A 25,879-nucleotide genomic window follows, 5' to 3' on the forward strand; every position below is an offset into this window, starting at 1 on the left:
CTTAGTTTCCTTTTCCTAATGTTTTTGCTAAAAATTTTCCCGTATAACTGCCTGTTTTTGCGTGGGTTTTTGCTAACATTTTCGGGGTTCCTTGGGAGACAATCCGTCCACCTTTATCCCCGCCTTCTGACCCCATGTCAATCACATAGTCACAATTAGAAATCACGTCCAGGTTGTGCTCAATCACTAAAACCGAATTGCCCAAATCCGTCAAATGGTGCAACACTTTCACAAGCCTGTCCACGTCGGCAAAATGCAACCCCGTAGTGGGCTCATCCAGTACATACAAGGTCTTGCCCGTGTCCGAACGGCTTAGCTCTTTGGCAAGCTTAATGCGCTGTGCCTCGCCACCACTGAGGGTGATGGCATTTTGTCCAAGGGTAATGTACCCTAATCCCACATCATAAAGGGTTTGAAGTTTTTGAGCAATCTTAGGAATAGCTTTAAAAAATGCAAGCGCTTCATCCACGCTCATGTTAAGCACGTCCGAAATGGACTTACTTTTGTATTTAATCTCCAAAGTCTGAGGGTTATACCGCGCGCCATGGCACGCATCGCACTTGACCATAATGTCTGGTAAAAAGTGCATTTCAATCTTAATCTCACCCTCCCCTTGGCACTTTTCACACCGGCCACCTTTGACGTTAAAAGAAAAGCGTCCGACCTTGTAGCCACGAATTTGCGCTTCCTTGGTCTTAACAAACAACGCGCGAATCTCATCCATCACGCCAGTGTAGGTCGCGGGATTGCTTCTAGGCGTGCGACCGATGGGGCTTTGGTCAAGGTAAATGACTTTGTCCAAGTGCTCCAAGCCTTCACACTCCACCCCTTGCACTTTTTTGACCTTGCGCGCACGGTTGAGCATCTCTTTGGCAACAGGCAACAAGGTTTGTAGGATGAGTGAACTTTTCCCACTTCCGCTCACGCCCGAAATGCCTACTAAATTCCCCAAAGGAATCTTTACATGTAAAGCTTTGAGGTTGTTTATCGTCACATTAGAAAGAGAAATCCACTCTTTTTGCGGGCGGTTTTGCGGGTAGTACGACCCTTTTTGGCCTGAGAGATACTGGGCGGTGAGGGTGTTGCTTTTGTATAAATCTTCCACCGTGCCCGCAAAGACAATCTCTCCACCAAATTTCCCAGCTGCTGGACCGATGTCTACCACAAAATCTGCGGCGTCGATGGTCTCTTTGTCGTGCTCTACCACAATGACGGTGTTGCCCTTTTGTTGCAAGTTTCTGAGGGTTTTGATGAGTTTTAGCGTGTCGCGTTCGTGCAGTCCAATGCTAGGTTCATCGAGCACGTACATCACGCCCGTCAATCCGCTTCCAATCTGCGAAGCGATGCGAATGCGTTGGGCTTCGCCGCCGCTGATGGTGCGCGCGTCTCGCCCAAGGCTCAAATAGCCCAGTCCCACGTCGTACAAAAAATGCAACCGCTCGTTGATTTCTTTTAGCACAGGAGCGGCGACCACTTGCTCTTGGGGACGCAAATAGGAAAAATTTTCAGCATTGTTAAAAAACGCCACGCTCATTTCAATGGGCATAGAAAGCACCGAAGCAATGCCTTGGTCTGTTATGCGCACCGCTAGGCTTTCTTGACGAAGTCTAGCCCCTCCACAACGGTCACACACTTTTTCACTCATGTATTCGCCCAAATCTTTTTCGTCTTTGAGCATGTCGTAGGCCAGTTTGATGACCCCTTCCCATTTTCGGGTAAGTTTGTGGCGCTTCCATAAAAACTCCACAGGCTCCACACCGCCGTGCAAGATGGCTTTTTTTTCATGCTCTTCCAAGCTCTCAAAAGGCACCGTAGTGTCGATCTTGGCGGTTTTACAAAAGGCGGTGAGGAATTTAAAATAATACCCCTTATTAAACCCGTACATGAGCTTAATCGCCCCCTTGTCCACGCTAAGTTCTTCGTCGATAATCTTCGATAAATCTAAGGTGTAGCGAATCCCCAAGCCATCACACACAGGACACGCACCTTTGGGGGAGTTAAAAGAAAAACTTAAGGGTTCGAGAGGTTCAAAACTAATCTTACATGTAAAGCACGCAAAGTGTTCGCTGTAGTGGACATGGGCGCGGTCTAGCCCCACCTCTTCGTGGTTTAAAATCTCTAATTCCACCTCGCCATAACTTTCTAAAAGGGCTTTTTCAATGTCTGCGGCAATACGTTCGTGACTTTCACCGTTCATCACCACGCGGTCAATGACCACTTTGATGGTGTGTTTTTTGGTCTTGGAAAGTTCAAATTCCTCATCCAAGCGCACCATCACCCCATCCACCATGGCACGCACAAACCCCTTATGACGCAAAGACTCAATCATGTCTGCAAAGGAGCCTTTTTTCTCGCGCACTAGCGGTGCTAAGATGACAATCTTGGTTCCCTCGGGAAGTTTGAGCACTTCTTGAATGATGTCTGCACTGGACATTTTGGAGATGGGCTCCCCGCACTGGTGGCAGTGTTGTTTTCCCACGCGCGCATACAACAAGCGCAGGTAATCGTAAATTTCGGTAATGGTTCCCACAGTAGAGCGAGGGTTTTTGCTTGTGGTTTTTTGGTCGATAGCAATGGCAGGCGTGAGCCCTTCGATTTTATCCACATCAGGTTTGCCCACGCGGTCGAGGAATTGGCGCGCGTAAGAAGAAAGTGACTCGATGTAGCGGCGTTGCCCTTCTGCATAGAGCGTATCAAAGGCTAGCGTACTTTTGCCACTACCTGAAAGGCCTGTAAAGACCACCAATTTGTTTTTTGGGAGGCTAAGATTAATGGATTTTAAATTATTTTCTCGTGCGCCCGTGATGTGTATCATATGTCTTTATCCTAAAAGTTTATTCAAAGTTATTGCTAGCAATATAGCATACAGTCCAATCAAAAGGTATTTTTGTTTTTTACGCCCCACAACGTGTGATTGCTTGGCGCCAACGTAAACCCCCGCAAGCGAGGCAATGCCCAACACTAAACCGGCATGGTAGTCAATCAATCCATGGTAGCTCATACTGATAAAGCCCGACACGGAAGAGAAAATCACAAAAAAGAGTCCCATGGAAACAGCGCGCTTAATATCATAACGCATCATGCCCACCAATACAGGCGTCAAAAACAGCGCCCCGCCAATACCAATGCTAATTGCCATCATACCCACAAAAAATCCAAGCCCAAACAACAAAGGCCTAGAACGGACGGCTTCGCCACTAGGAACAGCAGGGGCACGTACAAAACGGTAGAGAGAAAACACCAAAGCCAACGCAAAAATAGCCATCAGCATTTGCCCCGAAAGTGCAGCAACAATCACCCCGCTTTGTGTTGCACCCACAAACCCGCCAAGACCGACCAAAAGCCCATCGTTTAAAACCAGTTTACCGTGTCTATAATTAACATAGGAGCCCAAGATAGAGCTAAACACCATCTGCATGACAGAAATTCCAATAGCCACTTTAATGTCGTACCCAAGATACACCAACGCAGGAACCAAAACCGTCCCCCCGCCAATGCCAAAAAATCCTGAAACAAATCCAACACCAACGCCTACCAGTCCCAATTCTAACACTTATGCTCGCTTTCATCAGAGTCTAATAGCACTCTAAATTCGCTTTCAAAAATCTCTTGCCGCACCAACACAAGGTCTTCTTGCGCAAAACTCGGCCAGTCTTCGTGCTTTTGCTTCTGCATTGCCCTTAAAATGCTAATTTATTCATAGTGTTTTGGGCGTCAAAAGAGGTGCAATAAAAGAGGTCTATTGTATCCAAGCGGCTCTTAATCTCTTATTTGGGTACGCCTTAGGTATTTTTAGTAAGATTTTACCCCACTTTAAGTACAATGAATCTTCAAAATCTCTGTAAGAGAGGATCTGCGGTGATGCTTTCGGCGATTAATGACTCGACAACCTATTTTTGTACTGACATATTAGGCCTTGAAGTTACGCCATGCACACGCTTTGGCGCCTCTTTTTTTGGCGCTTCCATCCCCCTTACATGTAATGCTATCGAACACCATTTTTACCTCTTTTTTGAAGACGGGGTTTTAAACCATTTTGGTGAAATTCTTTTAGGTGAAAGCCCGTTGTGTGAGGCAGATTTGGACGATTTGTGCAAGGAGGTGGCCAATCAAATTATTGGGCACGCTAAGGTTTCCTTAGAAACAGAATACCCAAAAAACCACTACCAATTGGGTACACCTGAATTTCTTGGGCAAATTCCCTCACCTCCCCCTGTGCATCTGGAAGAGTTTTTGCTTTATGAACTTCAAGGACACACATTTCTTATTGGCAAAAGGACAGCATCTTGAGCGACATCACTCCACCTCTCATTCACCACTCTCTCATTCGAGGCTACAAAGACCTCTTGGACATTGGTGTTGAATTTATCTCCGAACTTGGCATGACAAGCATGAGTATTAAAGAACTTTTACGCCTTGAAAAAGGCTCTGTCATTGACCTTGAAAAACCTGCTGGAGAAAGCGTTGAACTGTATATTAACAACCGCATTTTTGGCAAAGGCGAAGTGATGGTCTATGAAAAAAACCTTGCGATTCGTATCAATGAAATTCTTGATTCAAAATCTGTTATCCAATACTTCAAGAAAGAGGTTTTATGAGATTTATTGTTCTTTTTTTACTTGCCGCACTCTCTCTTAGTGCATCCAATCTACTCACCCATAACATTTACGAACGCAGTGACAGGGTAGACATCATGCTCTCCTTTGATGCGCCCTATGAGGGAAAAATTTTTCAAAAAAAAGAAAAGGGCATAACCGTCTTAACCCTTGAAGACCTCTATTTTAATGAATTTGTAGAGCGTGGTATCAACTCCGGCATACTTCAAGAGCTTACCATTGAACCCACACAAAACAGCACAGCCGTCACCCTTAAAAGCAATCAAGACATCTCTGTGCTAGCGTCCAAGACCGTTGATGGCTTCGGACTGCGCATCAGGGCTCGTCTAGCAAGTGCCCCAGCTCAAGCAGCCCCTCTAGTCACAACCCCGCTTCCCAACACACAAAGCCAAAGCATTGTAGATGGTCGCTATATGCTTGTGGTAGGCATTATGGTTTTTTTACTTTTGGTGCTTTTGTGGGTGAAGCGCAAAATCCCCCTTGCTAACAAAGGAAAGTCTGGCGCTTGGTTATTTCCCAATAACGCCGCCACTGAAGCGATGAAAATTCTCTATCAAAAACCCCTTGATGGAGCCAACAAAGTAGTCTTGTTGGAGTTTGAAAAGCATCAATACCTCATCGTCACCGGAAACTCAAACCTTTTACTTGAGCGATTTGGCGAAGGAAGAGTGCAAAGCGATGGGGAATTTAAAAACGTGTTTGAACAAAACCGCCAAAAACTCGACGAATACTTGCGCATTCAACAAAACCAACTCAGCGCCTACAAGGAAAAAGCAAGCCAAGACTTTACACCCACTCGATAAATGTTTTACTCAATTCTCGCTATTTATTGCTTTGTTTTAGTGGGCTTTTTTGCTAAAAAATGGTTTCAAGAACAGGTGCAAGAACGCTCTTTTGTTGTTTTGTCTGTCTATTTTTTCCAGCCTATTTTAGCTTTCTGGGGCCTCTCTACGCGCCCTTTAAACAGTGAACTGCTTTTAGTTCCTCTTTACTTTTTTGCAGGTATTGGCATTTGTTTTGCTGTTAGTTTTGCAGTGGCAACACTCTTTTTTAAAGACACCCAAGAACGCTCTATTCTTACAGCGGGCGCTATTATTGGCAACACGGGAAACCTTGGCATTCCTCTTGGCATCGCCATTTTTGGGGAAGCTTCTGTGGTTTATACTTCTCTTATGACTTTATGTAACGTTTTTTTGCTTCAAAGCGTGGGTGTTTTGCTCTATTCAAGGGGGAGCTATTCTTTGCGCGCTTCTTTATCAAACATGATAAAGCTTCCTGTGATTTGGGTAGGGCTTATCGCCCTTGGACTAAATCTTTCCGGAGTACGCATTGAAGAAAATATTTTCAGGGCTCTTGAGATGGGAGCACACACTGCACTTACTTTTCAGCTGTTAACCTTTGGCATGTTTCTCAACCAAGTTAAATTGCGCTCTCTTAACATCAAATTGCTCGCCCACACCACTTTTTTAAAATTCCTCGTCTTGCCAACGCTTTTGTTTCCCTTTTTGCTTTGGCTGGAGCTCTCTCCTTTGCTCACAGGGGCGCTTATATTGCAACTTACTGTTCCCATGGCGGTCAACAACATCAACTTTGCTTCTTTGTATTACTGTCGCCCCGTGGATGTGACGTCTATGGTGTTAACAACTTCCGTGCTGTATATAGGGTATTTAGGCGGAATGGTATGGGCGTTTAAAGTATTTGGGATTCTGGATTGAAAAAAGCGTCAATACATGCACGCGCTTCATCGGCCCTATCGATGCGATTAATGGTATCTCGAAAAGTGCTCGCATTTGAATACCCCTTGGAATAAGTATGCAAATGCTTACGAAAGATACTAACTCCTTTTTCATGGTAAAAATCCAACATGGCATCAAAATGCTCCAATATAATCGCGTGCACTAACGCGGGGTCAAGTGTATTGGTTTGGTGTTTAATCTGGTGAAAAATCCATGGGCTTCCCACTGCGCCCCGTCCAATCATTAACCCTTCACATCCAGTGAGATGCTTTACATGTAAAGCTGTTTTTACATCTTTAATATCCCCATTGGCAAACACGGGTATGTTGACACTGCCTTTAGCTTCTCTAATGGCTACATAATCAACCTCGGCATGGTAACCGCCTGAACGCGTGCGCCCATGAATGCTCATAAAATCAGCCCCCGAAGCCTCTACAACTCTCGCGATGACATCTGGTGTCTTTTGGGTAAACCCAAGGCGCACTTTGGCGCTTGTATATGGTTTATTGGAAGTGTTTTTAATAGTTTCAATAAGTTTTCCAAGCTTGGGTAAATCCAACAATAATGATGACCCAGCACTTTGAGCAACCACCTTTGGCACAGGGCAACCACAGTTTAAATCAATCCCATCAATTCCCTCTATGTCATTTAGCATACGCACAGCTTCCTCTATTACGTGTGTATCCGAACCCGCAAGCTGAACGATATAAGGATTTTCAAGAGGAGATTTTTCGAGCATTTTAAAGGTTTTTTTTGATTGGTAAACTAAGGCATTGGCGCTAATCATTTCAGAAACGGTTACGTCCGCCCCAAAGCGCTTTGCCACACGCCGAAAAGGTAAATCTGTAAAGCCCGCCAAAGGAGCAAGCGCCAAGGGGCACTTGCTAAAATCAATACTATTCATCTACACAAAAAGTGAGGTGTCGCAGTGTTTTCCGTGGTCTTTTAGGAAGAGGAGGAGTTTAAACTTAATCAAGTCTTCTTCATCACTATTTTCCAAAACTTCACGTGCTCGGTCAATCATTTGCAACTCGAACAAAACATACAAAAAGGCATCACACGCCTCGATGCGTCCGTTGTAGAGTTTTTCAAACAATGCCACTAGCGCGTCGGGATTCAGAACAGATTGAAGTGTTTTTGCTGCCTCAATAAGCCCTTGTTTTGATAAAACAGGATCACTCAACAACACCTCAAGCTCTGCTTCGTCCATGGCTAGGGCATCTTCCTTATCTGCATAGCGGTGCAGTAAATCCAGAATCATCTCCTCATCCAAAACCCTTCCAAAACGCTTTATTTCAGCATAAGAGCCGGTTTTAAGGAGGGTCTTAAAAGCTTGTTTACACAAAGGCGTCTCATCCAAAACACAGCTTTTTAAAAATTCACCGGCAAGACGTGGATTTTCTCTAAGTTGATTAAGTTTGTTGCGCATTACCAAGGGGTTGTCTTGACGCAATTTGTACTTTTTAAGCTCCACAATCTCGCCTTGATGAATGCGCGCAACAGTGTCAATAACCGCCGCTAGCTCTTCGTTTTCAATGCCTTGCGCATCACTGTTTGGCTTAAGTGTTGTACGTGAAAAAAGCGCTGCTGGCAACGTAAACCATTGGGTCTTAAAAGCAACACTGGCTTCTTCTTCCAAAAGCGATGCTTTGGCCACTTGAATAAATTGTTCATAATCTTTTTTACGAGCACGCTCTTGGAGTCCTGCTTTGGCATAGTAAAAACTCATGTGCACAGCAGATGCGACCATAAGTAAAATTAAGGGAATAATCACCCATAATGCCACAGGTAAAGTCACATCCACACCAAAAAAGGCCCTATTAAGCTGGGTGCCCTCGAAACTAAAGACATACAACCCAACAGCGACAACAAACACCAATGAAAGAAGGATGTAGCGTTTAATTCCCATCGAACAATCCTTTACTATTTAGCTGTTTTTTCGATAATCTCGCGACACACAATGCAATACTTCGCATGGGGTTTAACTTTAAGCCTTTGCATCCCAATGTCTTCTTCACACATATCACAAATACCATAAGTTCCATTAGAAATTTTGCTTAAAGCAATCTCTATTTCAACTAACTCGCGGCTTTGTTGAGAAGAAATCGCCTGTTCTATCATGCGATCGGTGCTAATGGAAGCAAAGTCAGCCTCATCGTTTGCCTCACTCTCATTAAGCCCCTCGATTTCACGATAAGCGTCCTCGATATTTTTCTTAATTTGGCGCTTTCGCTCATGGAGCAAGTCTTTAAAGTACTTCAAATCACTCTCGTGCATCGTCTTCCTTTGGCGATTATTTGTGATATGGGTGATGGTTATTAATACACAATCCCCGATAAATTTGCTCAAACAAAACCGTTTTTGCAATTTTGTGTGCGTATGTTAGTCTACTTAAGCTTATAACCTTTTGATGCTTGGCTAGAAAATCTGTAGAAAACCCAAACGCTCCGCCGATAAAAAATCGAACATCTGACGCTGAGGCAATGAGTTGAGCAAAAGAAGCGCTTCCTAGCGTTTCTCCTTGCACATCTAAGGCCACACAAAAGCCCTTCATGTGGGGTTCAAAAGCTCTCGTGTAGGCTTCTTTTGCTGCTTGCGCATCCATTGTTTGCGCTTTGGCAATATCCTTATTAAACACCACCACATCCTCAACCGTGGCGTAGCGCGAAGAGTGCTTAATATACTCCTTGATTATTCCATCTACCCATTGACTTGAAGATTTTTCGATGGAATAAACACCTATCTTCATCCGTGTGGCTCTTTAAGTTTAAAGGTAAAGCTTTCCTCGGAATTATCAGAAGGTATCTGCGGCTTGGTAAAAAACCGTAGCATATCAGCAACACTTTTTTTCATGTCATGGCGTTGCACAATCATGTCGATAAGTCCGTGTTCAAGCAAAAACTCTGACCGCTGAAAATCTTCTGGTAAATCCGCTCCAATCGTTTGCTTAATAACGCGCTGTCCTGCAAACCCAATAAGCGCGCCAGGCTCTGCCATAATAATATCACCAAGCCATGCAAAAGAGGCGCTTACGCCACCCATAGTAGGGTCGGTTAGGATTGAAACATAAGGAAGTTTAGCATGGGAGAGTTTTTTAAGCGCAGCAGATGTTTTGGACATCTGCAGGAGCGAGAAGGTGCTTTCTTGCATTCGCGCACCTCCGCTGGCACTGACAATTACAAGGCCATGTTTTTGCTCAATCGCTCGGTGAATGGCACGTACAATCTTTTCACCCTCCACCGAACCCAAACTCCCACCCATGAAGCTAAAATCAAATACCACAAGCTCCACAGGGATTGTTTCTATACTACATGTACCACTAATAACCGCGGCATGACGACCTGTTTTATCATACGCTTCTTGAATACGTTTCTTGTAAGATTTTTTATCGACAAATTTTAAAGGGTCCACAGGAGCCAAAGTGCTATCATGCTCTACAAAACTTCCTTCATCGCTCAATAGTTCGATGCGTTTTTGGGCACTTATACGCATGTGAAACCCACATTTTGGGCAGACGCTGAACTGGTTCTCAACCTCTTTATAATACATTAACGATTGGCATTGTTGACATTTTACCCAGTGACTTGGCGCTTCGGCAGGGGCAGATTGCTGCCGTCTAATCTTTGAAAATATTTCGCTAAATTTCATCGTGCACACCCTGGAATCAAAAAAATTTTGCCTATTGTACCTAAAAGTTCCTTATTGCCCCTTAGGGCCGCAGGCCACTCTAATGAAGGCCTACGTTGCTCTTATTTCAACAAAGCATCAATCATTGCTTGGGCGGCCTTTTTTCCCTCTGCTGCTGCAGTAACTACCAAATCTGAACCGCGCTTACAATCTCCGCCTGCATAAATACCAGGCTTTGTTGTTTCAAAACGCTCATTCACAATGATACCACCCCACTTGTTTACCTCAATACCGTTTTCTGACAAAAACTCTGGCACGCTTGGAGAAAATCCTAAAGCAAAAACAATAACATCCGCATCCACTCGAAAATCACTGCCTTTAACAACTTCAACATTTTGCCGACCTGCGGCATCCTTGTCACCAAGAATGGTTTTTTGCATTTCAATACCAATGGCTTTGCCGTCGCTGTTAATTAAGACTTCTTTAGGAGAAACATTATAAAGAAACTCCGCCCCTTCTTCCAAGGCATTTTTAAACTCTTTTTTGGAACCTGGCATATTGTGCTTATCGCGCCGATAGAGGCATGTTACACTCTTGGCTCCTTCTCGAATAGAGCTACGAATACAGTCCATGGCTGTATCGCCACCTCCTACGACGACTACGTTTCGCCCCTTAACATCAACAATAGCGCCCTTACTTTCTTGGAAAAGTTTTTGCTGAATTGAGCGCAAAAAATCAATCGCCATTACTACACCAGAAGCACTATCATTGGCTAGATTTGGACGCCTTGATGTTTCAGCACCAATGGAGACAAACACCGCATCATGCGTGCTTGCAATAGCATCAAAGCTAATGTCTTTACCTACTTCTGTGTTTACATGTAAACGCATTCCCGCCTCTTCCAGCCAACGTATCCTGCGAAAAACAACCTCTTTTTCCAGCTTAAATCCAGGAATCCCGTAAGTCAACAATCCCCCAGGGCGATTCTGCCTTTCATACATAGAAACAGCAATGCCTGCGCGCAACAAGTACGTTGCCGCAGCAATACCCGCAGGGCCTGCTCCAATCACGGCCACGGTTTTTGTGGTTGTGATACCTGGAAATTCAGGGCGCAATCCATGCTTAAAGCCATTTTCACTAATAAATGTCTCAATCGCACCAATCGTAATAGCACCATGACCATCATTGAGCGTGCAATCTCCTTCACATAGCCTATCGTGAGGGCAAATTCTTCCTGTGATTTCAGGATAAGGGTTAGACTCATTAGAAAGAGCGAAAGAGAGCTTTTCATCATAGCGGTGTGTTGACCTTAGCCAAAAAGGGATAAAGTTATGCAAGGGACATTTGCTGTGGCAAAAGGGGTCACCACACTGAATACAGCGCCCTGCTTGTGAAGAAGCCTCTTCTTTGGACATGATTTCATAGATTTCTCTAAAATCTTTAATACGCTGGGTTGCTTCACGGCGCTTTGGGGCAAGTCGTTCAACGGTAATAAAATTTTGCATCTTAGTCTCCATCCTGAGGATTCAAAGGCACTTTGGTCATATCTTTGGGGCGCACCATCCAAAAATCACGCACTGCATGCCTAAAGTTTTCTAAAATAAACTGGGCTTTTTCACTTTCGGTTTCATTGATGTGCGTTCTGAGCAAACGCTTCAAAAAGTGACGCGCTTCATCCATTTCATCGGTATCAATACGAACACCAATGACGAGCTCTTGGTTAAGCTTGTCGATAAATTCATGCTCTTCATCATAGACAAAAGCAATGCCGCCTGTCATGCCTGCACCAAAATTGACTCCAGTTTTTCCAAGAATCCCAACCACGCCACCTGTCATATACTCGCATGCATGATCTCCCGTTCCCTCTACAACTGTTGTAGCCCCAGAGTTACGCACACAAAAACGCTCTCCCACACTGCCAGCAAGAAAGACTTTTCCGCCTGTTGCGCCATACAAACATGTGTTACCTGCGCACGAATAATTGCTTCCTTGGTGACGCGGCGTGATGATAATCTTACCACCGTTCATGCCTTTGCCAAGGTAGTCATTAGCAACTCCTTTTAGCCGAATAGTGATGCCGTTGGTTAAAAACGCGCCCAAAGATTGTCCGGCAACACCACTAAGATTAAAAGTGATGGCATTCTCTGGCAACCCTTTATTGCCATAAAATTTTGCCACTTCACCACTAATAAGCGCCCCAAAACTACGGTTGGTATTGCGAATGCTCTTGTGCATTACAATTGTTTCGTTAGGGTTCTCAATTACTTTATAAACATCCTTAAGAATCTTTTTTTCATACGCATTGGTATCAAAAGGTGCGTTTGGTTTTCCATTCCATGTGTTTGGGCCATCAATATAGCGTGTAATAGAAGAAAAATCAAAAGGCGCCGCACGCATATCATCTACCTTGTTTAGCAAGTCAGTTCGCCCAATAATCTCCTCCAAGGAGCCATACCCAAGGCTAGCTAAAATTTCACGCACATCTTCTGCCAAGAGACTAAAATAGTTTACCAGACGCTCTGTTGTGCCCACAAAATATTCGCGAAGCTTTTCATCTTGGGTTGCAACCCCAACCGAGCAACGGTTCAAATGGCACACACGCAACACCTTGCAGCCCACAATTGCCAAAGCCAAAGTGCCAAAGGCGTATTTTTCTGCACCCAAAATTGCCGCTTTAACCACATCAAGTCCTGTTTTTAAACCGCCGTCGGTTTCCAAGAGCACACTGTCGCGCAGGTGGTTTACTTTTAGGGCATTATGCGCTTCGCTTAAGCCAATCTCCCAAGGGTTTCCAGCAAATTTAATAGACGTATGCGGTGCAGCACCCGTCCCCCCATCGCCACCAGAGATAATGATTTTATCTGCATAAGCTTTAGCGACTCCCGCGGCAATAGTTCCTACACCAGCAGTCGAAACAAGCTTCACCGCAATCGTCGCTTCAGGATTAACTTGTTTTAAATCAAAAATGAGTTGCGCTAAATCTTCGATAGAATAAATATCATGATGCGGTGGCGGAGAGATGAGTGTTACCCCAGGAATTGTGTAGCGCAAAGAGGCAATAAGTGGTGTCACCTTGTGCCCAGGGAGCTGACCGCCCTCGCCTGGTTTTGCTCCCTGGGCGACTTTAATTTGAATCTCAGTAGCAGAGCGCAGATACTCTGGAGTAACCCCAAAGCGGCCTGAGGCGATTTGTTTAATCTTTGACCTTTTTGGGCTTTTTAAACGCTCAGGTGCTTCCCCGCCCTCCCCTGAATTGCTAGAGGCTCCGATGATATTCATGGCTTCCGCAAGGGCTTCGTGGGCTTCAGGTGAAATGGAGCCCAAACTCATTGCCGCGGTACTAAAACGCTTCCATATGGCTTCTTTTGGCTCAACATTTTCTAGGGTAATAGGTTTTTTATCTGAAGTCAGTGTTAAAAAGTCGCGAATCATTTTTAAATCGCGCTTGTTAATAAGGGTTTTTAAAACCTCATAATCCTCCCTCTTGCCTGTAGCCGAAGCGTGATGGATGGCGTGCACGACACTAGGACCATAATCATGATACTCACCCCCATCAAGGTATTTATAAAAACCGCCAAGCTCCAAAGGAAAAAGCTTTTTGGTAATGTCTAGAGAAAAAGCCTCAGCGTGGCTACGCACGATGCGCTGTTCTATCTCTTGATACCCAAGACCAGGAATTAGGACGTGGGAATCACTAAAACAATCCTTAACAATTTCTCGCGAAAGGCCAATCACATCAAAAAGAGCAGAGTTGCGGTAAGAAGCAATGGTTGCAATACCCATTTTGGAAATAATTTTTAAAAGCCCTTGGCCCAAGGCGTGATTAGCGTTTTTAAGACGCGTTTTTGTTTCATAGTTGCCAAGTTCTTGACGCTTGCATTCATCCAAAACAGTTGCATAAAGTAAATAGGGATAGATAGCACTTACACCATACGCGAGCAAACAGGCACTTGAGTGGGAATCAAAGACCTCTCCCGTGATGGCCACAACAGAGATTTTGTGACGTACGCCCTCTTCTTGTAGGGCATGGTTCAATCTCCCTGCCACCATCATCATGGGCATAGATTTAAGGGTTTTATTGACGCCTCGATCGTCTAAAAAAATGATGCGAATGGCCTCTTTTTTAACCGACTCTACCACATCATAAACCAAATCCTCCAAGCTACCACGTAAGTTGTCTTCATACAGTGTTGAGAACGTTTTATTTTTATAATACTTTTTATAGCGCGGCTTGGTAATATCGCCAAAGGATTTGAGAATCTCAAATTTCTCTTGCATCAAAATAGGCGAAATAGACTTAATGCGCCTCGCGTGTAGCGGTGTCTCTTCTAAAATATTGCGGATTTCCCCAAAGCCAACATTTAAACTCATAACCACTTTTTCGCGAATGGGATCGATGGGCGGGTTGGTCACTTGGGCAAATTTTTGTTTGAAAAAGTCGCTAAAACAGCGTTGTTTTTGGCTAAAAGCAGCAATGGGTGTGTCGTCTCCCATGGAGCCTGTTCCCTCTTTGCCGTCTTTCATCATCGGCTCAATGACAATTTCTTTGGCTTCTTGAGTGATGTTAAAGTAGCGCTGCAAATAGTGCAAATTTGAGAGTTTATAATCCCCTGTTTTAGAAAAAGGAATTTCCACAAACTCTTGCAAGTAGACCAAACTTTGATTGAGCCAATTGGTGTAAGGATTGGAGTCTTTAAGGTAATCATTGATTTCATCGTTTTTCATAATTTTGCCAAATTTCAAATCAATGCCAATCATTTGACCGCTTTGCAATCTTCCGCGCTCTAAAATGTTTTCTTCTTCTAGGTCAATGACGCCGTATTCGCTAGAAATTACGATGCGCCCGTCTTTGGTGATAATGTATTTCGCAGGCCGCAAACCATTTCGGTCCAAAATACAGCCAATATACCGTCCGTCCGTCAACGAGACTGCAGCTGGGCCATCCCATGGCTCAAAATTAATGCTCGAATACTCATAAAAAGCACGCAAGGCAGAATCCATATGGGGGGCGTTTTGCCAAGGGGCAGGAATGAGTGAGCGAGCAGCCTTGAAAAAATCAAATCCATTGATGAGTAAAAATTCAAACATGTTATCAAGGCTGGCACTGTCGCTTTGATTCCCTCCCGTAATGGGCAACAAGCGCTTAAGCTCTGCTTTAGAATAGACACTGCTTTGCACCGAACCGCCTTTGGTGACTGCGTTAAAACGGTTTGCGGAGATGGAGTTAATCTCACCGTTGTGAGCAAGGGTGCGAAAGGGCTGTGCAAGGCGCCATTTAGGAAGCGTATTGGTAGAAAAACGCTGATGAAATAACGCGAATGTGGTTTTAAAGTTTGGATTGGTGAGGTCTAGGAAAAACTCTTTGATGTGTGTTGGCATCACCAGCCCCTTATAGGAGACTACTTTACTTGAAAATGAAGGGATGTAAAAATCCTCTTCATCTTTTAACGCGTTTTCAATATCGCGTCGAGTGAGATACAAGAGGGCTTCAAAACGTTTGGTAGCAATCAGAGAGTTTGGTGCGACAAAGATTTGGACAATTTGGGGCAAGGTGTCAAGGGCTAGTTTTCCCAGTGCCTTAATGTTTACAGGCACGTCTCTGCACACAAGGACTTTTAAATCATTCTGTTCACAAATTTCTTCAAACACTTGCTTCTGTTCATCATTTTGCAAAAAAACCATGGCTATAGCAAATTGCTTTGGCAAATCCACGCCAAGCTTTTTTGCTTCTTCTTTCATGAAATCAACAGGTAAAGAAAAAAGCAAGCCGCTACCATCCCCGCTTTTTCCATCTGCGGCAATAGCGCCCCGGTGCATCATACGCTCAAGTGCCGTAATGCCATCCATAACATTTTCATGTGTTGGGATGTTATTAATATTAGCCAACAAGCCAAACCCGCAGTTGTCTTTGTAGCTCGTAAGGAGTTCCATAGCCTTGCCCTTTAAGAGAATTTCACCTTTAGTCCAAACGAAAATTTGAGCCAAAAATTTTTCGATATTACAAAACATTGTCTTAATACTTTATAAATTCAGTAAACAAGGGGTTTATTTGCAATTACATATCTTTTTTATGCTTAATAGTCAATATCTTTACATGTAAAGGTTTTTTGGGACTAGAAATGGTATACTTTTGGCTTAAAAATAAAGGGGTGCGTGTTTATATGCAAGGGTATATTGTCCATATCACCAAGGCCAAAGAAGAAGACTTAATTGTTCATATTCTGACAGAAAACAAGCTTAAGACCGCTTATCGGTTTTACGGGGCGCGTCACTCTGTCATTCATGTGGGGTATAAAATTGATTTTGAGCCCCATTATTCTACTAAATCCTCCTTGCCTCAACTTCGCGAGGTGCTACACCTAGGCCACCGCTGGAACGGCATTAGAGAGCGTATGTTGCTCTGGCAACGCTTTATTGCGTTATTTTACCCTCACCTCAAAGGCATCGAGTCATTAGAGCCGTTTTATCTTGAATTGTTAGATTGGTGTGCCCTTCGATGGGAAAAACAAAACCCCAAACGCATCGCATTAGAAGCCTACATTAAGCTCTTGGCACATGAGGGAAGACTGCATCCGCTTTCTGATTGTTTCGCCTGTGATTTGCCACTTCATGAAGAGGTAACGCTCACACGAGGGTTTTTGCCCGCACATCCAGCTTGTGTCTACCAAGAGGGCATGCAACGCCCTTTGGTAGACACGCTTTTAAATGAGGCTTCTGCGCTGCACCTTAGCGACAAGCATGTGGAAAGTTTATGGAGAACGCTACTAGAAGGCCTTTAGCGTAAAAGTGCTGGGTCCATAAAACTAGAGGTATGGAGCTTTTCAAAAGCAGATTTAAGAGAGATAAAGAGTTTAGGCTGTTCGCTCTCAAGAGAAGCTAGTAGTGTTTTGGTGCTAGCTCTTGCGTGGGGCATTTTTACATCAAAGCGCAAAGAAGGGCAAGCCTCATCTCCAATGACTTCGAGGCCATTTTTAGTAGCATTATCGCGCAGTTGACGCTCCCTTACGTGGATAAAAGGACGTATCACAACAAGGCCATTTTCTGCGGTGTATTTGGGCGCCAAAGAGCGCAATGCACCGTTATACATGAAGTTCATAAAAAAACTCTCTGCCGCATCATCTAAATGGTGGGCCAAGGCTAATTTATTAAAACCATGATTTAAGGCATACGTGTACAGCGCACCCCGACGCATTCGAGAGAAAAAACTGCAAAAAGAGGAGTTTTTACGAATCTTTTCACCTGCAAGTTCATACACCTTAGTCTCAAGCACTTCATGGGCTATCCCATAAGCTTCACAATGGGCGTGAAGTTTAGAATAATCCTCCCCCATTCCATAAGAAACCGTTACAGCTTTAAAGCTAAAATCAAAAGGCGCCACCCGCTGCATGTGGGCAAGAACGTGCATTAAGGCCAAAGAGTCTTTGCCGCCACTGAGCCCAAGCAAGACTTTATCGCCCTCGCCAATAAGCCCATAGGTCCCATTCGCTCTGCCTGTTTGACGGAGAATTTTCTTACTCAATTCAACCATGCGACAACTCTTCTAGCATCGCAATAACAAAGCTGCTGCTAATTTTTGCAGATTCTTTCAAAAAAGCATCAAAATCAAACTGCGCCTCCATGTCTGCTGCGTCACTAATGGCTCGCAAAATAAAAAATGGCACTTCAAGGGCGTCGCAGACCACTGCTACTGCCGCCCCCTCCATCTCAATGGCATCGGCTTGAAAGGTTTGCGCAACCCACGCTTTGCGCTCAGAACTTGCGATGAATTGATCACCTGTGGCAATAATTCCGTGCCTCAAAGCAACACCCTTGGCTTTAGCTACCCGATCCGCCAAAGCCAAGAGCTGCGTAGCAGGTTTTACATAAACAGCACCTTCTGGAACAAAACCGTGGGGGTGACCAAAAATACTAATATCCAAATCATGCTGACATAAAGCAGTGGCCGCCACCAAATCTCCAATGCTTAAAGCACTATTGACAGCTCCTGCCACCCCAGTAAATAGCAGCATGTCTGCGCCAAATTTCTCCAACAGTGTTGCGGCAGTTAGCGTGGCATTAACTTTGCCAATCTTGCTATAAGCAAGCACAATGTCAAGGTCTTTATATTTTCCCTCGTGGTAGGTGTTTCCGCCATAACGCAATTTGCTAGTTTTTCTGAAATTTGCCAACAGAGGCTCATGTGCACTGTGGGTTAAAAACGGTTCTATCTCTTCGAGCATTGCGCCCATGATTGCAATTTTCATTGTCTTCCTTAAGTGTAACGTAAATGGTATTTTTGAACAGCCCCAAGGCTTGGGTTTAGCTTTACATGTAAACATTCTGGAGTAAATAATGGTGCTTTGGCCACAAGTGCACCAGTAGGAGCCAATACACATGACCCACCCCAAAAGCCAAGTCCATCCTCAAAGCCCACACGATTGACAAACACCACATGTGCCTTGCAGTAAATAGCACAGGCGCCAAGAAGTGTTTCCCATGTCTTCTCTATGGTAAGCTCTTCTCCAAATCCTCGCGCAGGAGAATTGGAGAGCACAAGCACTGCATCAGGATTAGCTTTAGCAACTGAGGCCACAAACGAAACATCAAACAAATCTTCACACACAGCCATCACTGTTCTCCCAAGAGGAGTTTCAAAAGGGATGATTCCCTCTCCTTTGAAAAAAAAGCGTGCCTCTTGAAAAAGCCCATAATTGGGCAAAGTGCTTTTTTTATACACCGTTATTTCACCTGTACTTTTGGCGTATATCGCAGCGTTGTAAATTTTGTGATTTTCTTTGAGAGCGCACCCAAAAACCACATCGCACGCAGCACCCACAAAAGGGAGCTTTAAAAGCTCTTCATGGGTATATGCGTCTTCAAAAATCGCATCTTTTAGCATGTAGCCATTAAGGGAGAGCTCCGGAAAAACAAGCACATCACACGCGTGTTCATGGGTGCGCACCAATGCTACATGTAAGGCTTCATTTTCACGAGAAAGCATCGGTGCAATTTGCGCTAAAGCAACAGTCATTGCTGCGCTTTGATGGCCTCTTCCAAAGATGCCATATCTGTAATTGCGTAGGTCGGTTTTTGTGAAATGCGGCGATTTAGCCCCTTAAGTACCGATCCACCAAATTCCACATAGCACTCCACATGTGCATCATAAGCCTCAATGGATTGCTTATATTTTACCGGCATGGTCAGTTGGTCTTTTAATAAACTCAGAGCTTCTTCTTTGCTCTGGTAAGTCTTAGCTGTGACATTTGAAACAATAGGCGTTGCAAAGGTTGTGCCGAGTGCTTTTTGCATAGAAGCCAAAAGCGGCTCGCCTACACTTTCAAGCAAAGGACAATGGCTAGCCACCGACATAGCTAAAAGCAAAGCCCGCTTAGCCCCTGCTTCTTTAAATGTGCCTTCCAAGCTTGCTAAATCTTCCTTAATACCCGCTACTACAATTTGACCTGTACTATTGTAGTTTGCAGGCCAAACTTGCTTGCCGTCATTTCGCGCATGGGCACAAATGGATTCAACATCCACATCGTCCAAGCCCAAAATAGCCATCATACCTACAGCCTGATTAGCACACGCCTCCATCATCAACATACCGCGTGTATGCACAAGCGACAAACCTTCACGAAATGCCAATGCACCGCTTGCGTGCAATGCTAAAAATTCTCCAAGAGAATGGCCCAAAGTCAACACGGGCGCTTTAGGAAGTTGCGTCTCATAAAGTTTGTATGCAATAGCGCCAACTAAAAAAATTGCAGGCTGGGTGTATTGGGTTTGCTCCAAACGCGTGTTAGGCTCAAAAAGGAGGGTTTTCATGTCCCAACCAAGAGTATCACTTGCCTCTTCAATCATCTCTTTAGCCACAAAAGTGTGGTCAAAAAAATCTTTTCCCATGCCCAGTGCTTGGCTTCCTTGCCCTGGAAAAATAAAGGCGGTTTTCACTTTTTTTCCTTTCCCTCAAGATAATGGCCATATTCGCTGATTTTTTTTCGTAGGGTGTTGCGGTTAAGACCAAATTTTTCAGCCATGGCTAATTGAGAACCAAAAGCATCGTGTCCTGCCTTAATCAAAGGAACATCAAACAAATAGAGTAAATCACGGTAATCATTGCCAGTACCAATTTTTTTCTTTAAGTAATTTTGCATCATCAAGAGGATTTCATTTTCCCCAAAGGAGCTTGCCAAAAAAGTAGTATAGACAGAGCGACGCAAAGAGTATCCGTTTTCGCTCAAATCTGGTACAAAATCCTTTAAAAAAACTCGTTGTTTCTCATCAGCGTTAAACACTTTGCGAATCTCTAGAAAAAATTTATCAATTAGTGGATTTATGTCCTCGGGGCGTTCCCTTAGGGGTGTGAGTGTAATTTTTAAACTAAAAAATTCATCTACCAATGCATCACTTAAGACTCCTGAGGTAGTCGCGATAATGCGCGTATTGTGTTTGGCTAACAACTCTTTTAGCAGGTGAAATTGGCCAAGTTTATCAAAATTTTTTATGATAAGCTTACTGTTTGATTCAACGGCCTTGAGTACTTCATGAGCATGCTCCCCTGCAACAATAGGGGCTTGAACGATATGAGTAGCAAGGGTTGTTTTACCAACACCCTGTTCGCCCAAGATGAGCGCATTAATATTGAGGCTTTTAAGGAGGTTGGCCGATTTCAGAGCCTCCAAAGAGGCTCGTGATCGGGCAATAAAATTAGTGTGATCCACAGCAACTTCCGCCATGGTCTTTTCCATGACTTCCGCAGCACTCATCTTCTTCGTGGGAATGTGTGTGACTACCGCAGCCACCTGTTCCACCGCAACAACCGCCTTCTGCGCTTCCGCCAACAACACCAGAGGCTAGCTCATCTGCTGTTGCTTCGCGCACTTGAGAAATAGAGATAGCAAAAAGCAAATCTTTTCCAGCAAGTGGGTGGTTAAAATCTACATCAACGCTTTCATCATTAAAGCCCTTAACGGTTACCTGAACCGTTTGTCCATGCTCACCTTGCCCATAAAGGGTCATGCCCTCAAACAATTCAATACCAGCAAATTGTTCTTTGGGAAGCGTTTGGACTGCCTCGGCATCATATTCGCCATATGCGTCTGCTGCGGCAACTGTGATTTCTGCGTTTTCGCCTTGTGCAAGTTTAGCAATCTCAGATTCAAGTCCAGAAATAATATGCCCTTTTCCTAAAATAAATTCCAAGGGAGCAGATCCAAGATTTGAGTCTAAAACTTCACCATTTTGAACATCTTTAAGTTCATAATGCATTGAGACGACACTGTTTTGTTCAATAGCCATAAAAGTCTCCTCGTTAAAAGTAAGGGGAGATTCTAACACAGGTTTGTTTTAGTGATGCTTAGTGTTTACATGTAAAGAAGTTTTAAGAGAAGAGATTTATGGGCACTGCACACAAACCCCTTAACGATCTGGTGAGGCTTGGGCTTCTTTGGATTCAGGGTAGTTGCTTTTTAATGCACGGTAAAAAGGAGCTGCGTTAGCAGGTTCACCTATTTTGTCAAAACTGATTGCCGTGTGGTATAGCAAACGTGGAATATAGTCCGCCTTGTCATACAAATCAATACTAATTTTATAGTGCTTAATGGCCGTCTTCCATTGCTGTTTTTTGTAAGCAATTTCGCCTAAAAAATAGTTACTCCGCGCTGGCATATAATTCTTTTTGACCAATATGTCATACCGTGCCCAAGCTTCATCTAAATTGTTCGCACTAAAAAAACTTAATGCTTCTTGCATGAGTTCTGCACCAGGCTTAGCCTCAAGACCTGAAGGCAAAGGGGCTGTTTTTTTAGCACCCTCAAGCTCCCCTACACGTTCGGCTAGTGTAGCTAAAGTGCTTTTGCTAGCATAATTATTATTGATTGAGTCAATCAAGGAGCTCATTTCACCTAGAACAATTCTCAAGCGCTCGTTGTTTGTGTCTTGGGCATTTTTGGCCTCTTGAAGGTTTGTTTGAAGGAGAAGAATTTGCTCAGATGTTTTTGCAAAAGTTTCTTCAAGGGATACTAATCTAGCCTCAAGGGCACGCATATCTCCATCACTTCTTCCTACCCGAGTGTTGGTTCCATCCAGAACCGACCGCACACCCTCCATCTGCTCTTTCAATGAGGAAAAATCATTCCGCATACCCGCTAGTTCACGCCCCAACTTCTCAACCTCTTGGGTTTTTTCTAAAAGTAATTTTTCATTTTGCGTCAAGCCGTAGGGGGAAGGATTACGTAAATTACCAGCCTCAAAAACAGAAACTTCGGCTGCAAAAAGGAGTGAGGCAGCCCCAAAAAAGAGGGCTACCTTATGAGAAAAAAAACGCATGGATTAGGGAAGTAGCTTAAATTCTGCGCGTCGATTTTGATCCCAGCATTGCTTGTTGCTCTGGGTGCACACGGGGTTGCTTTCGCCAAAACTTACCACCATAACACGTTCGCTTGAAACACCTTGGGCCACAAGGGCATCTTTTACCGCTTTTGCTCGCTTTAGTCCCAACGCATAGTTGTATTCATCTGTTCCCCATTCGTCGCAGTTCCCTTCGACCTTAATAGACAAACCTGCTGCGTTTACTTGTTTGAACAAGGCTGCATTTGCTTCGATGACTTGTTGCATGTCTGAACGGATGGTGTATTTGTCAAAATCAAAATATACTTTTCCAGCCTTTTGCTCAAGATCCGCAATAAGCTTGGCAACAGCCTCTGCACCCGTCTCCACCTTGGTAGCATCGACACCAGAAATATTATCCATCTTAGAATCTACAGAACTTGGGGTGGTTGTGCTTTGCGTCATATCCACCTGAGGACTCTTTTGACTACACCCTGTAAACACCAACATCAATGTTGCTAACGAAGCCACTACCAAATGTTTCATTTTTTCACCTTTAAAATAAGATTGTGCGCATTCTACCATACTTTTTCTTTAAATTACCAGTCAATAGATTGAATATGGCCCGCTTTCAAGGGGAAATGAAAGCTTTTGTTGGCACCTAATCGAATGACACCTAAAGCACTTTGAGCACCGTATTCTTTAATAAACAAAACACTCTCTCCGTCATTAGAAAAGCGGGGGAAAAGATTTTTTCCTGTTGCTGTAAGCTGGCGAATGTAGTCTGTTTGAGTTGAGATAAGATAGAGATTAAACGTCCCAGAGCCAAATTCACTAGATTTTTCTCGACTAGAATAAACCATATAACGCCCAAAGGCCGAAACAGAGTTATTGTTTCTTCCGTGGTAAACCATTTGCTCAACACTGCTTTGTCCTATGGTTTTAGAAAAGATATTTGGGTACCCCAGCCGATCAGATACAAATACAATACGCCTTTCATCGTCAATAAACCCAGCACTCACATCAATACCTGAATACGTAGTAAGACGCTCAAGGTGTTTTGTTTGCGTATTATACATGTAAACATCCGGCTGATCACTGGGCGCCATAGTAAGAAGGAGTCTTGTGCCATCTTGGCTTACATCAGAAACCATCATCATACCTTCGCTTTGTGCAATCTTGGTTTTTTGTCCCGAAGAAAGATTAACGTGGTATAAAGTAGGGACCTTGGCAGTATAGTCAGAATAATAATAGCCAGACTGACGCGCATCTGCCCATTTGGGGAAAATATTTAGCCCGCCAGAAACAACAGTCTGTTGAAATGTTAATGTATAATCAGCAAGAACAATTTCACTTTGCTTTGGTGTTGTGTATTTTGAAAAAATAATAAATCGCTCCATCCATGCGATAGAAGGAAGTCCAAGTCCATCATTAAATTCCACCGCCATGCGATGGGCTAAAAATGGGTAGCGCTCCGGTTGTGCAATTTTATAACTTCGTTCACTGCGTAGTGTTCCCGTGCCGCCGTTGAAGACTTTAACGCGTGCTAAAATTTCTCCGCCCCAAGAATACTCAAGCTTATACCTTAAAACCAAATCTGGTGTTTTTGTGCTGGTGTGGTGAAGACGATAATCTCCGCCGTAAGTGCTTTTTGTATACTCATCAAGAACATCAAAGTTCGCACTAACTTTTAAATCCCCGATTAGCATTTGAAAAAAACGTCGCTTAAGTCCTGCATCCACATCATCAGCTGTTGCGTCTTGTAGAGCAACAACGGGGAGTCGCTCAAGACGCTTAACAATCTCCACCGTTGCATCTGAAGCAAACAATCCCACAACACATACTAACAACATAATAAACTTTTTCATCATTGCTCCATTAAGTCTTTAAAGGTTACATTCAGACTGGTCACATCCCCTTCGACAGAAGGAGGAAAAATGACAGATTTCATGCGTTCTAAAAAATCACGCAATTTTGCATTAAAGGCATTGTTATAAGATACTTTTACAATAGCGTAACTAAATCTTCCTTGACGATCAATACTCACACGCACACTCGCCTGAGCACCAGAAACAGTATCAATGGTCTGTTGCCAGTAACCCTCAAGTAACTCCGTAATTCTACCCAAATACTCATCATATGCGCCCGTTGCACTCGCCTCCATAGCAGCGCTCTCAAACGTCAAAGAGCCTACTAATTTACTTGCGGTATTTACGGGTGGGGTTTGTTCTGTTTTTGGCGTATCTTGGCGCGCGCGACTTTGTATTTTTGCAGGTGGAGTTGGGATAGGCTTGGGCTCAGCCAGCTTATTTGCGTCAATCCCTCGAAACAGCTCTCGCACGTTCGCCTCTTTGGGTGGAGAGGGCTTGGGTTGCGTCGGCGCAACCAGAGGAGGAGTTGGTTCTAAAGCTTTTAACACAGGGCGTACTTGCGCCACCTGTTGCCTTGGACGCTCCACCAACACTACATCTAAAAAGCTATCTTTTTTAGATGTGAAGCGTTGGACCCATTCTTGGTTGCTTGCCATATAGGCAACAAGCCCCACAAGAATAGCCACATAAACACCCACCGCGCCCAAAAACGCGAAGGCAGTGTTTTGTTTGATCTCTATTTCCATTTAGCCACCAGTTTCCAAGGCTACCTTATGAAATCCTGCTTCTTTTACACTTTTGAGAATATACATTACATCCTCATAAAAAAGTCGCTTATCTGCTTTAATATAAACTGGCGTATCCTTACTAAAGCCTTCACCATATAAAATAAAATTATCTGCAAATGAAGCGTAAGTAAAAGCATCATTTTTAATGAAAATTTTACGATCAGCATCCGCACGAATTTCTATTTCTGGCAACTGACTTACGGCCACTTTTTGGGATCCATCAGGCAAAGAAATATTTTCTTCGTAGACCAAGGTTGGTGTTGTCACCATTAAAATTGCTAACAACACCAACATAACATCCACCAAAGGCGTAATGTTTAAATCAGGTGTCTCATCCCAATTGATCATGTCCGCTCTTTGCTTCACCGGCCTTTGCATTAGAAGCAATAATTTCTGCTTGACGCTCAACTAGGCTTAGGACTTCGTAGGCTTTGCGCTTAAGCAAAATATGAAAAGAATAGGCAGGAATGGCAACAAAAATGCCAGCAGCTGTTACAATCAGAGCCTCGCTAATAGCGGGTGCAATAACACCCAAAGAAGCGCTTGAAGCATTTCCAAGACCACCAAAAGTCTCTAAAATTGAGACAACCGTTCCAAACAAACCAATAAAAGGAGAGGTGGAGGCAATAACAGAAAGCCATGACAAACCAATGGTTGCATTTTTTTCTGCAACATTTTTGCAAACTTTTAAAAGGTTGATTGAGTAGGAAGCCGAAGAAACACAGCGCTTCAAAATTGAATCGTCTCTGACATTTTTGGAGCCCATCATAATGGACTCCAAAGAAGCGCGTTCACGCTCATGCCACTGAGAAAGCTGTGACCATCTAGCAAAAAGAATGGTGAGAGTTGCTATAAAATAAACGGACAACCAACCCAGAACAACCCAAGTTACCACATTGCTACGCAATATATAATTTAAGAAAAGATCAACAGAG

Annotated in this window: 27 protein-coding genes; 5 read left to right on the top strand and 22 right to left on the bottom strand. The window is 43.8% G+C overall.

Features of this window, described 5'->3' with window-relative positions; genetic code table 11:
• Window position 1: 1 nt before the first annotated feature.
• Genes uvrA through JWV37_RS12785 form a run of 3 tightly spaced genes read right to left on the bottom strand, consistent with a single transcriptional unit; the run spans window position 2 to window position 3,675 of the window.
• Complete coding sequence (uvrA, locus tag JWV37_RS02640) at window positions 2–2,815, bottom strand: excinuclease ABC subunit UvrA (protein WP_205458100.1); 2,814 nt, start codon at window positions 2,813–2,815, stop codon at window positions 2–4.
• 6 nt (window positions 2,816–2,821) lie between these two features.
• Complete coding sequence (locus JWV37_RS02645; protein WP_205458101.1) at window positions 2,822–3,553, bottom strand: sulfite exporter TauE/SafE family protein; 732 nt, start codon at window positions 3,551–3,553, stop codon at window positions 2,822–2,824.
• Entirely contained in the window at window positions 3,547–3,675 is a 129-nt protein-coding gene (locus JWV37_RS12785; protein ID WP_275898331.1) for a hypothetical protein, read from the bottom strand. Before JWV37_RS12785 ends, JWV37_RS02645 begins: the two co-directional genes overlap by 7 nt.
• 183 nt (window positions 3,676–3,858) lie before the next feature.
• Between JWV37_RS12785 and JWV37_RS02650 the strand changes: the two genes are divergently transcribed.
• Genes JWV37_RS02650 through JWV37_RS02665 form a run of 4 tightly spaced genes read left to right on the top strand, consistent with a single transcriptional unit; the run spans window position 3,859 to window position 6,331 of the window.
• The gene (locus JWV37_RS02650) at window positions 3,859–4,290 is read left to right on the top strand and encodes a restriction endonuclease (protein ID WP_205458102.1); all 432 of its coding nucleotides are present in this window, start codon (window positions 3,859–3,861) and stop codon (window positions 4,288–4,290) included.
• A complete protein-coding gene (fliN, locus tag JWV37_RS02655; protein WP_205458103.1) occupies window positions 4,287–4,598 on the top strand; it encodes a flagellar motor switch protein FliN in 312 nt (103 codons plus the stop codon). Before JWV37_RS02650 ends, fliN begins: the two co-directional genes overlap by 4 nt.
• Window positions 4,595–5,419, top strand: a complete 825-nt coding sequence (locus JWV37_RS02660; protein ID WP_205458104.1) for a hypothetical protein — start codon at window positions 4,595–4,597, stop codon at window positions 5,417–5,419. Before fliN ends, JWV37_RS02660 begins: the two co-directional genes overlap by 4 nt.
• Window positions 5,420–6,331 (top strand): AEC family transporter, encoded by a 912-nt coding sequence (locus JWV37_RS02665; RefSeq protein WP_205458105.1) that lies wholly within the window; start codon window positions 5,420–5,422, stop codon window positions 6,329–6,331.
• Here the strand turns inward: JWV37_RS02665 and JWV37_RS02670 are convergent.
• The 7 genes from JWV37_RS02670 to gltB all read right to left on the bottom strand — a co-directional run bounded on the left by JWV37_RS02670 (window position 6,306) and on the right by gltB (window position 15,910).
• The gene (locus JWV37_RS02670) at window positions 6,306–7,256 is read right to left on the bottom strand and encodes a tRNA dihydrouridine synthase (RefSeq protein WP_205458106.1); all 951 of its coding nucleotides are present in this window, start codon (window positions 7,254–7,256) and stop codon (window positions 6,306–6,308) included. The two genes, JWV37_RS02665 and JWV37_RS02670, sit on opposite strands and share 26 nt — an antisense overlap.
• The gene (locus tag JWV37_RS02675; protein WP_205458107.1) at window positions 7,257–8,261 is read right to left on the bottom strand and encodes a fatty-acid--CoA ligase; all 1,005 of its coding nucleotides are present in this window, start codon (window positions 8,259–8,261) and stop codon (window positions 7,257–7,259) included.
• 14 nt (window positions 8,262–8,275) lie between these two features.
• Window positions 8,276–8,629, bottom strand: coding sequence for an RNA polymerase-binding protein DksA (gene dksA / locus JWV37_RS02680; protein WP_205458108.1), 354 nt, complete (start codon window positions 8,627–8,629; stop codon window positions 8,276–8,278).
• Between the two features lie 16 nt (window positions 8,630–8,645).
• The gene (locus JWV37_RS02685; protein ID WP_205458109.1) at window positions 8,646–9,101 is read right to left on the bottom strand and encodes a 23S rRNA (pseudouridine(1915)-N(3))-methyltransferase RlmH; all 456 of its coding nucleotides are present in this window, start codon (window positions 9,099–9,101) and stop codon (window positions 8,646–8,648) included.
• Window positions 9,098–10,000 carry an acetyl-CoA carboxylase, carboxyltransferase subunit beta gene (accD, locus tag JWV37_RS02690; RefSeq protein WP_205458110.1) on the bottom strand — a complete coding sequence of 301 codons (903 nt, stop codon included), beginning with the start codon at window positions 9,998–10,000 and terminating at the stop codon, window positions 9,098–9,100. Before accD ends, JWV37_RS02685 begins: the two co-directional genes overlap by 4 nt.
• A gap of 101 nt (window positions 10,001–10,101) precedes the next feature.
• Entirely contained in the window at window positions 10,102–11,484 is a 1,383-nt protein-coding gene (locus JWV37_RS02695) for a glutamate synthase subunit beta (protein WP_205458111.1), read from the bottom strand.
• A gap of 1 nt (window position 11,485) precedes the next feature.
• Window positions 11,486–15,910 (bottom strand): glutamate synthase large subunit, encoded by a 4,425-nt coding sequence (gene gltB, locus JWV37_RS02700; protein WP_205458112.1) that lies wholly within the window; start codon window positions 15,908–15,910, stop codon window positions 11,486–11,488.
• A gap of 230 nt (window positions 15,911–16,140) precedes the next feature.
• Between gltB and recO the strand changes: the two genes are divergently transcribed.
• Window positions 16,141–16,758, top strand: coding sequence for a recombination protein RecO (recO, locus tag JWV37_RS02705; RefSeq protein WP_205458113.1), 618 nt, complete (start codon window positions 16,141–16,143; stop codon window positions 16,756–16,758).
• Here the strand turns inward: recO and JWV37_RS02710 are convergent.
• The 12 genes from JWV37_RS02710 to JWV37_RS02765 all read right to left on the bottom strand — a co-directional run bounded on the left by JWV37_RS02710 (window position 16,755) and on the right by JWV37_RS02765 (window position 25,839).
• Window positions 16,755–17,507 (bottom strand): PP-loop family protein, encoded by a 753-nt coding sequence (locus JWV37_RS02710; protein ID WP_205458114.1) that lies wholly within the window; start codon window positions 17,505–17,507, stop codon window positions 16,755–16,757. The genes recO and JWV37_RS02710 overlap by 4 nt on opposite strands.
• On the bottom strand, window positions 17,500–18,222 hold the full coding sequence (locus JWV37_RS02715; RefSeq protein WP_205458115.1) for a 5'-methylthioadenosine/adenosylhomocysteine nucleosidase: 723 nt from the start codon (window positions 18,220–18,222) through the stop codon (window positions 17,500–17,502). Before JWV37_RS02715 ends, JWV37_RS02710 begins: the two co-directional genes overlap by 8 nt.
• A gap of 8 nt (window positions 18,223–18,230) precedes the next feature.
• Window positions 18,231–18,989 (bottom strand): nitrilase-related carbon-nitrogen hydrolase, encoded by a 759-nt coding sequence (locus JWV37_RS02720; protein WP_205458116.1) that lies wholly within the window; start codon window positions 18,987–18,989, stop codon window positions 18,231–18,233.
• Complete coding sequence (gene fabD, locus JWV37_RS02725; protein WP_369407639.1) at window positions 18,986–19,909, bottom strand: ACP S-malonyltransferase; 924 nt, start codon at window positions 19,907–19,909, stop codon at window positions 18,986–18,988. The genes JWV37_RS02720 and fabD overlap by 4 nt, the downstream gene beginning before the upstream one ends.
• A complete protein-coding gene (locus tag JWV37_RS02730) occupies window positions 19,906–20,769 on the bottom strand; it encodes a DNA-binding transcriptional response regulator (RefSeq protein WP_369407640.1) in 864 nt (287 codons plus the stop codon). Before JWV37_RS02730 ends, fabD begins: the two co-directional genes overlap by 4 nt.
• A complete protein-coding gene (locus tag JWV37_RS02735) occupies window positions 20,666–21,256 on the bottom strand; it encodes an FKBP-type peptidyl-prolyl cis-trans isomerase (protein WP_205458117.1) in 591 nt (196 codons plus the stop codon). The genes JWV37_RS02730 and JWV37_RS02735 overlap by 104 nt, the downstream gene beginning before the upstream one ends.
• A 120-nt stretch (window positions 21,257–21,376) precedes the next feature.
• Window positions 21,377–22,285, bottom strand: a complete 909-nt coding sequence (locus JWV37_RS02740) for a tetratricopeptide repeat protein (RefSeq protein WP_205458118.1) — start codon at window positions 22,283–22,285, stop codon at window positions 21,377–21,379.
• A 3-nt stretch (window positions 22,286–22,288) separates the two neighbouring features.
• A complete protein-coding gene (gene pal / locus JWV37_RS02745; RefSeq protein ID WP_205458119.1) occupies window positions 22,289–22,831 on the bottom strand; it encodes a peptidoglycan-associated lipoprotein Pal in 543 nt (180 codons plus the stop codon).
• 53 nt (window positions 22,832–22,884) lie between these two features.
• Window positions 22,885–24,153, bottom strand: coding sequence for a Tol-Pal system protein TolB (gene tolB / locus JWV37_RS02750; RefSeq protein WP_205458120.1), 1,269 nt, complete (start codon window positions 24,151–24,153; stop codon window positions 22,885–22,887).
• Window positions 24,153–24,902, bottom strand: coding sequence for a TonB C-terminal domain-containing protein (locus JWV37_RS02755; RefSeq protein ID WP_205458121.1), 750 nt, complete (start codon window positions 24,900–24,902; stop codon window positions 24,153–24,155). Before JWV37_RS02755 ends, tolB begins: the two co-directional genes overlap by 1 nt.
• The gene (locus JWV37_RS02760; protein ID WP_205458122.1) at window positions 24,903–25,292 is read right to left on the bottom strand and encodes a biopolymer transporter ExbD; all 390 of its coding nucleotides are present in this window, start codon (window positions 25,290–25,292) and stop codon (window positions 24,903–24,905) included. It lies immediately after the preceding gene.
• Complete coding sequence (locus JWV37_RS02765; protein ID WP_369407641.1) at window positions 25,276–25,839, bottom strand: MotA/TolQ/ExbB proton channel family protein; 564 nt, start codon at window positions 25,837–25,839, stop codon at window positions 25,276–25,278. The genes JWV37_RS02760 and JWV37_RS02765 overlap by 17 nt, the downstream gene beginning before the upstream one ends.
• Between the last annotated feature and the right edge of the window lie 40 nt (window positions 25,840–25,879).

Source organism: Sulfurospirillum tamanense (assembly GCF_016937535.1).
Taxonomy (GTDB): domain Bacteria; phylum Campylobacterota; class Campylobacteria; order Campylobacterales; family Campylobacteraceae; genus Sulfurospirillum_B; species Sulfurospirillum_B tamanense.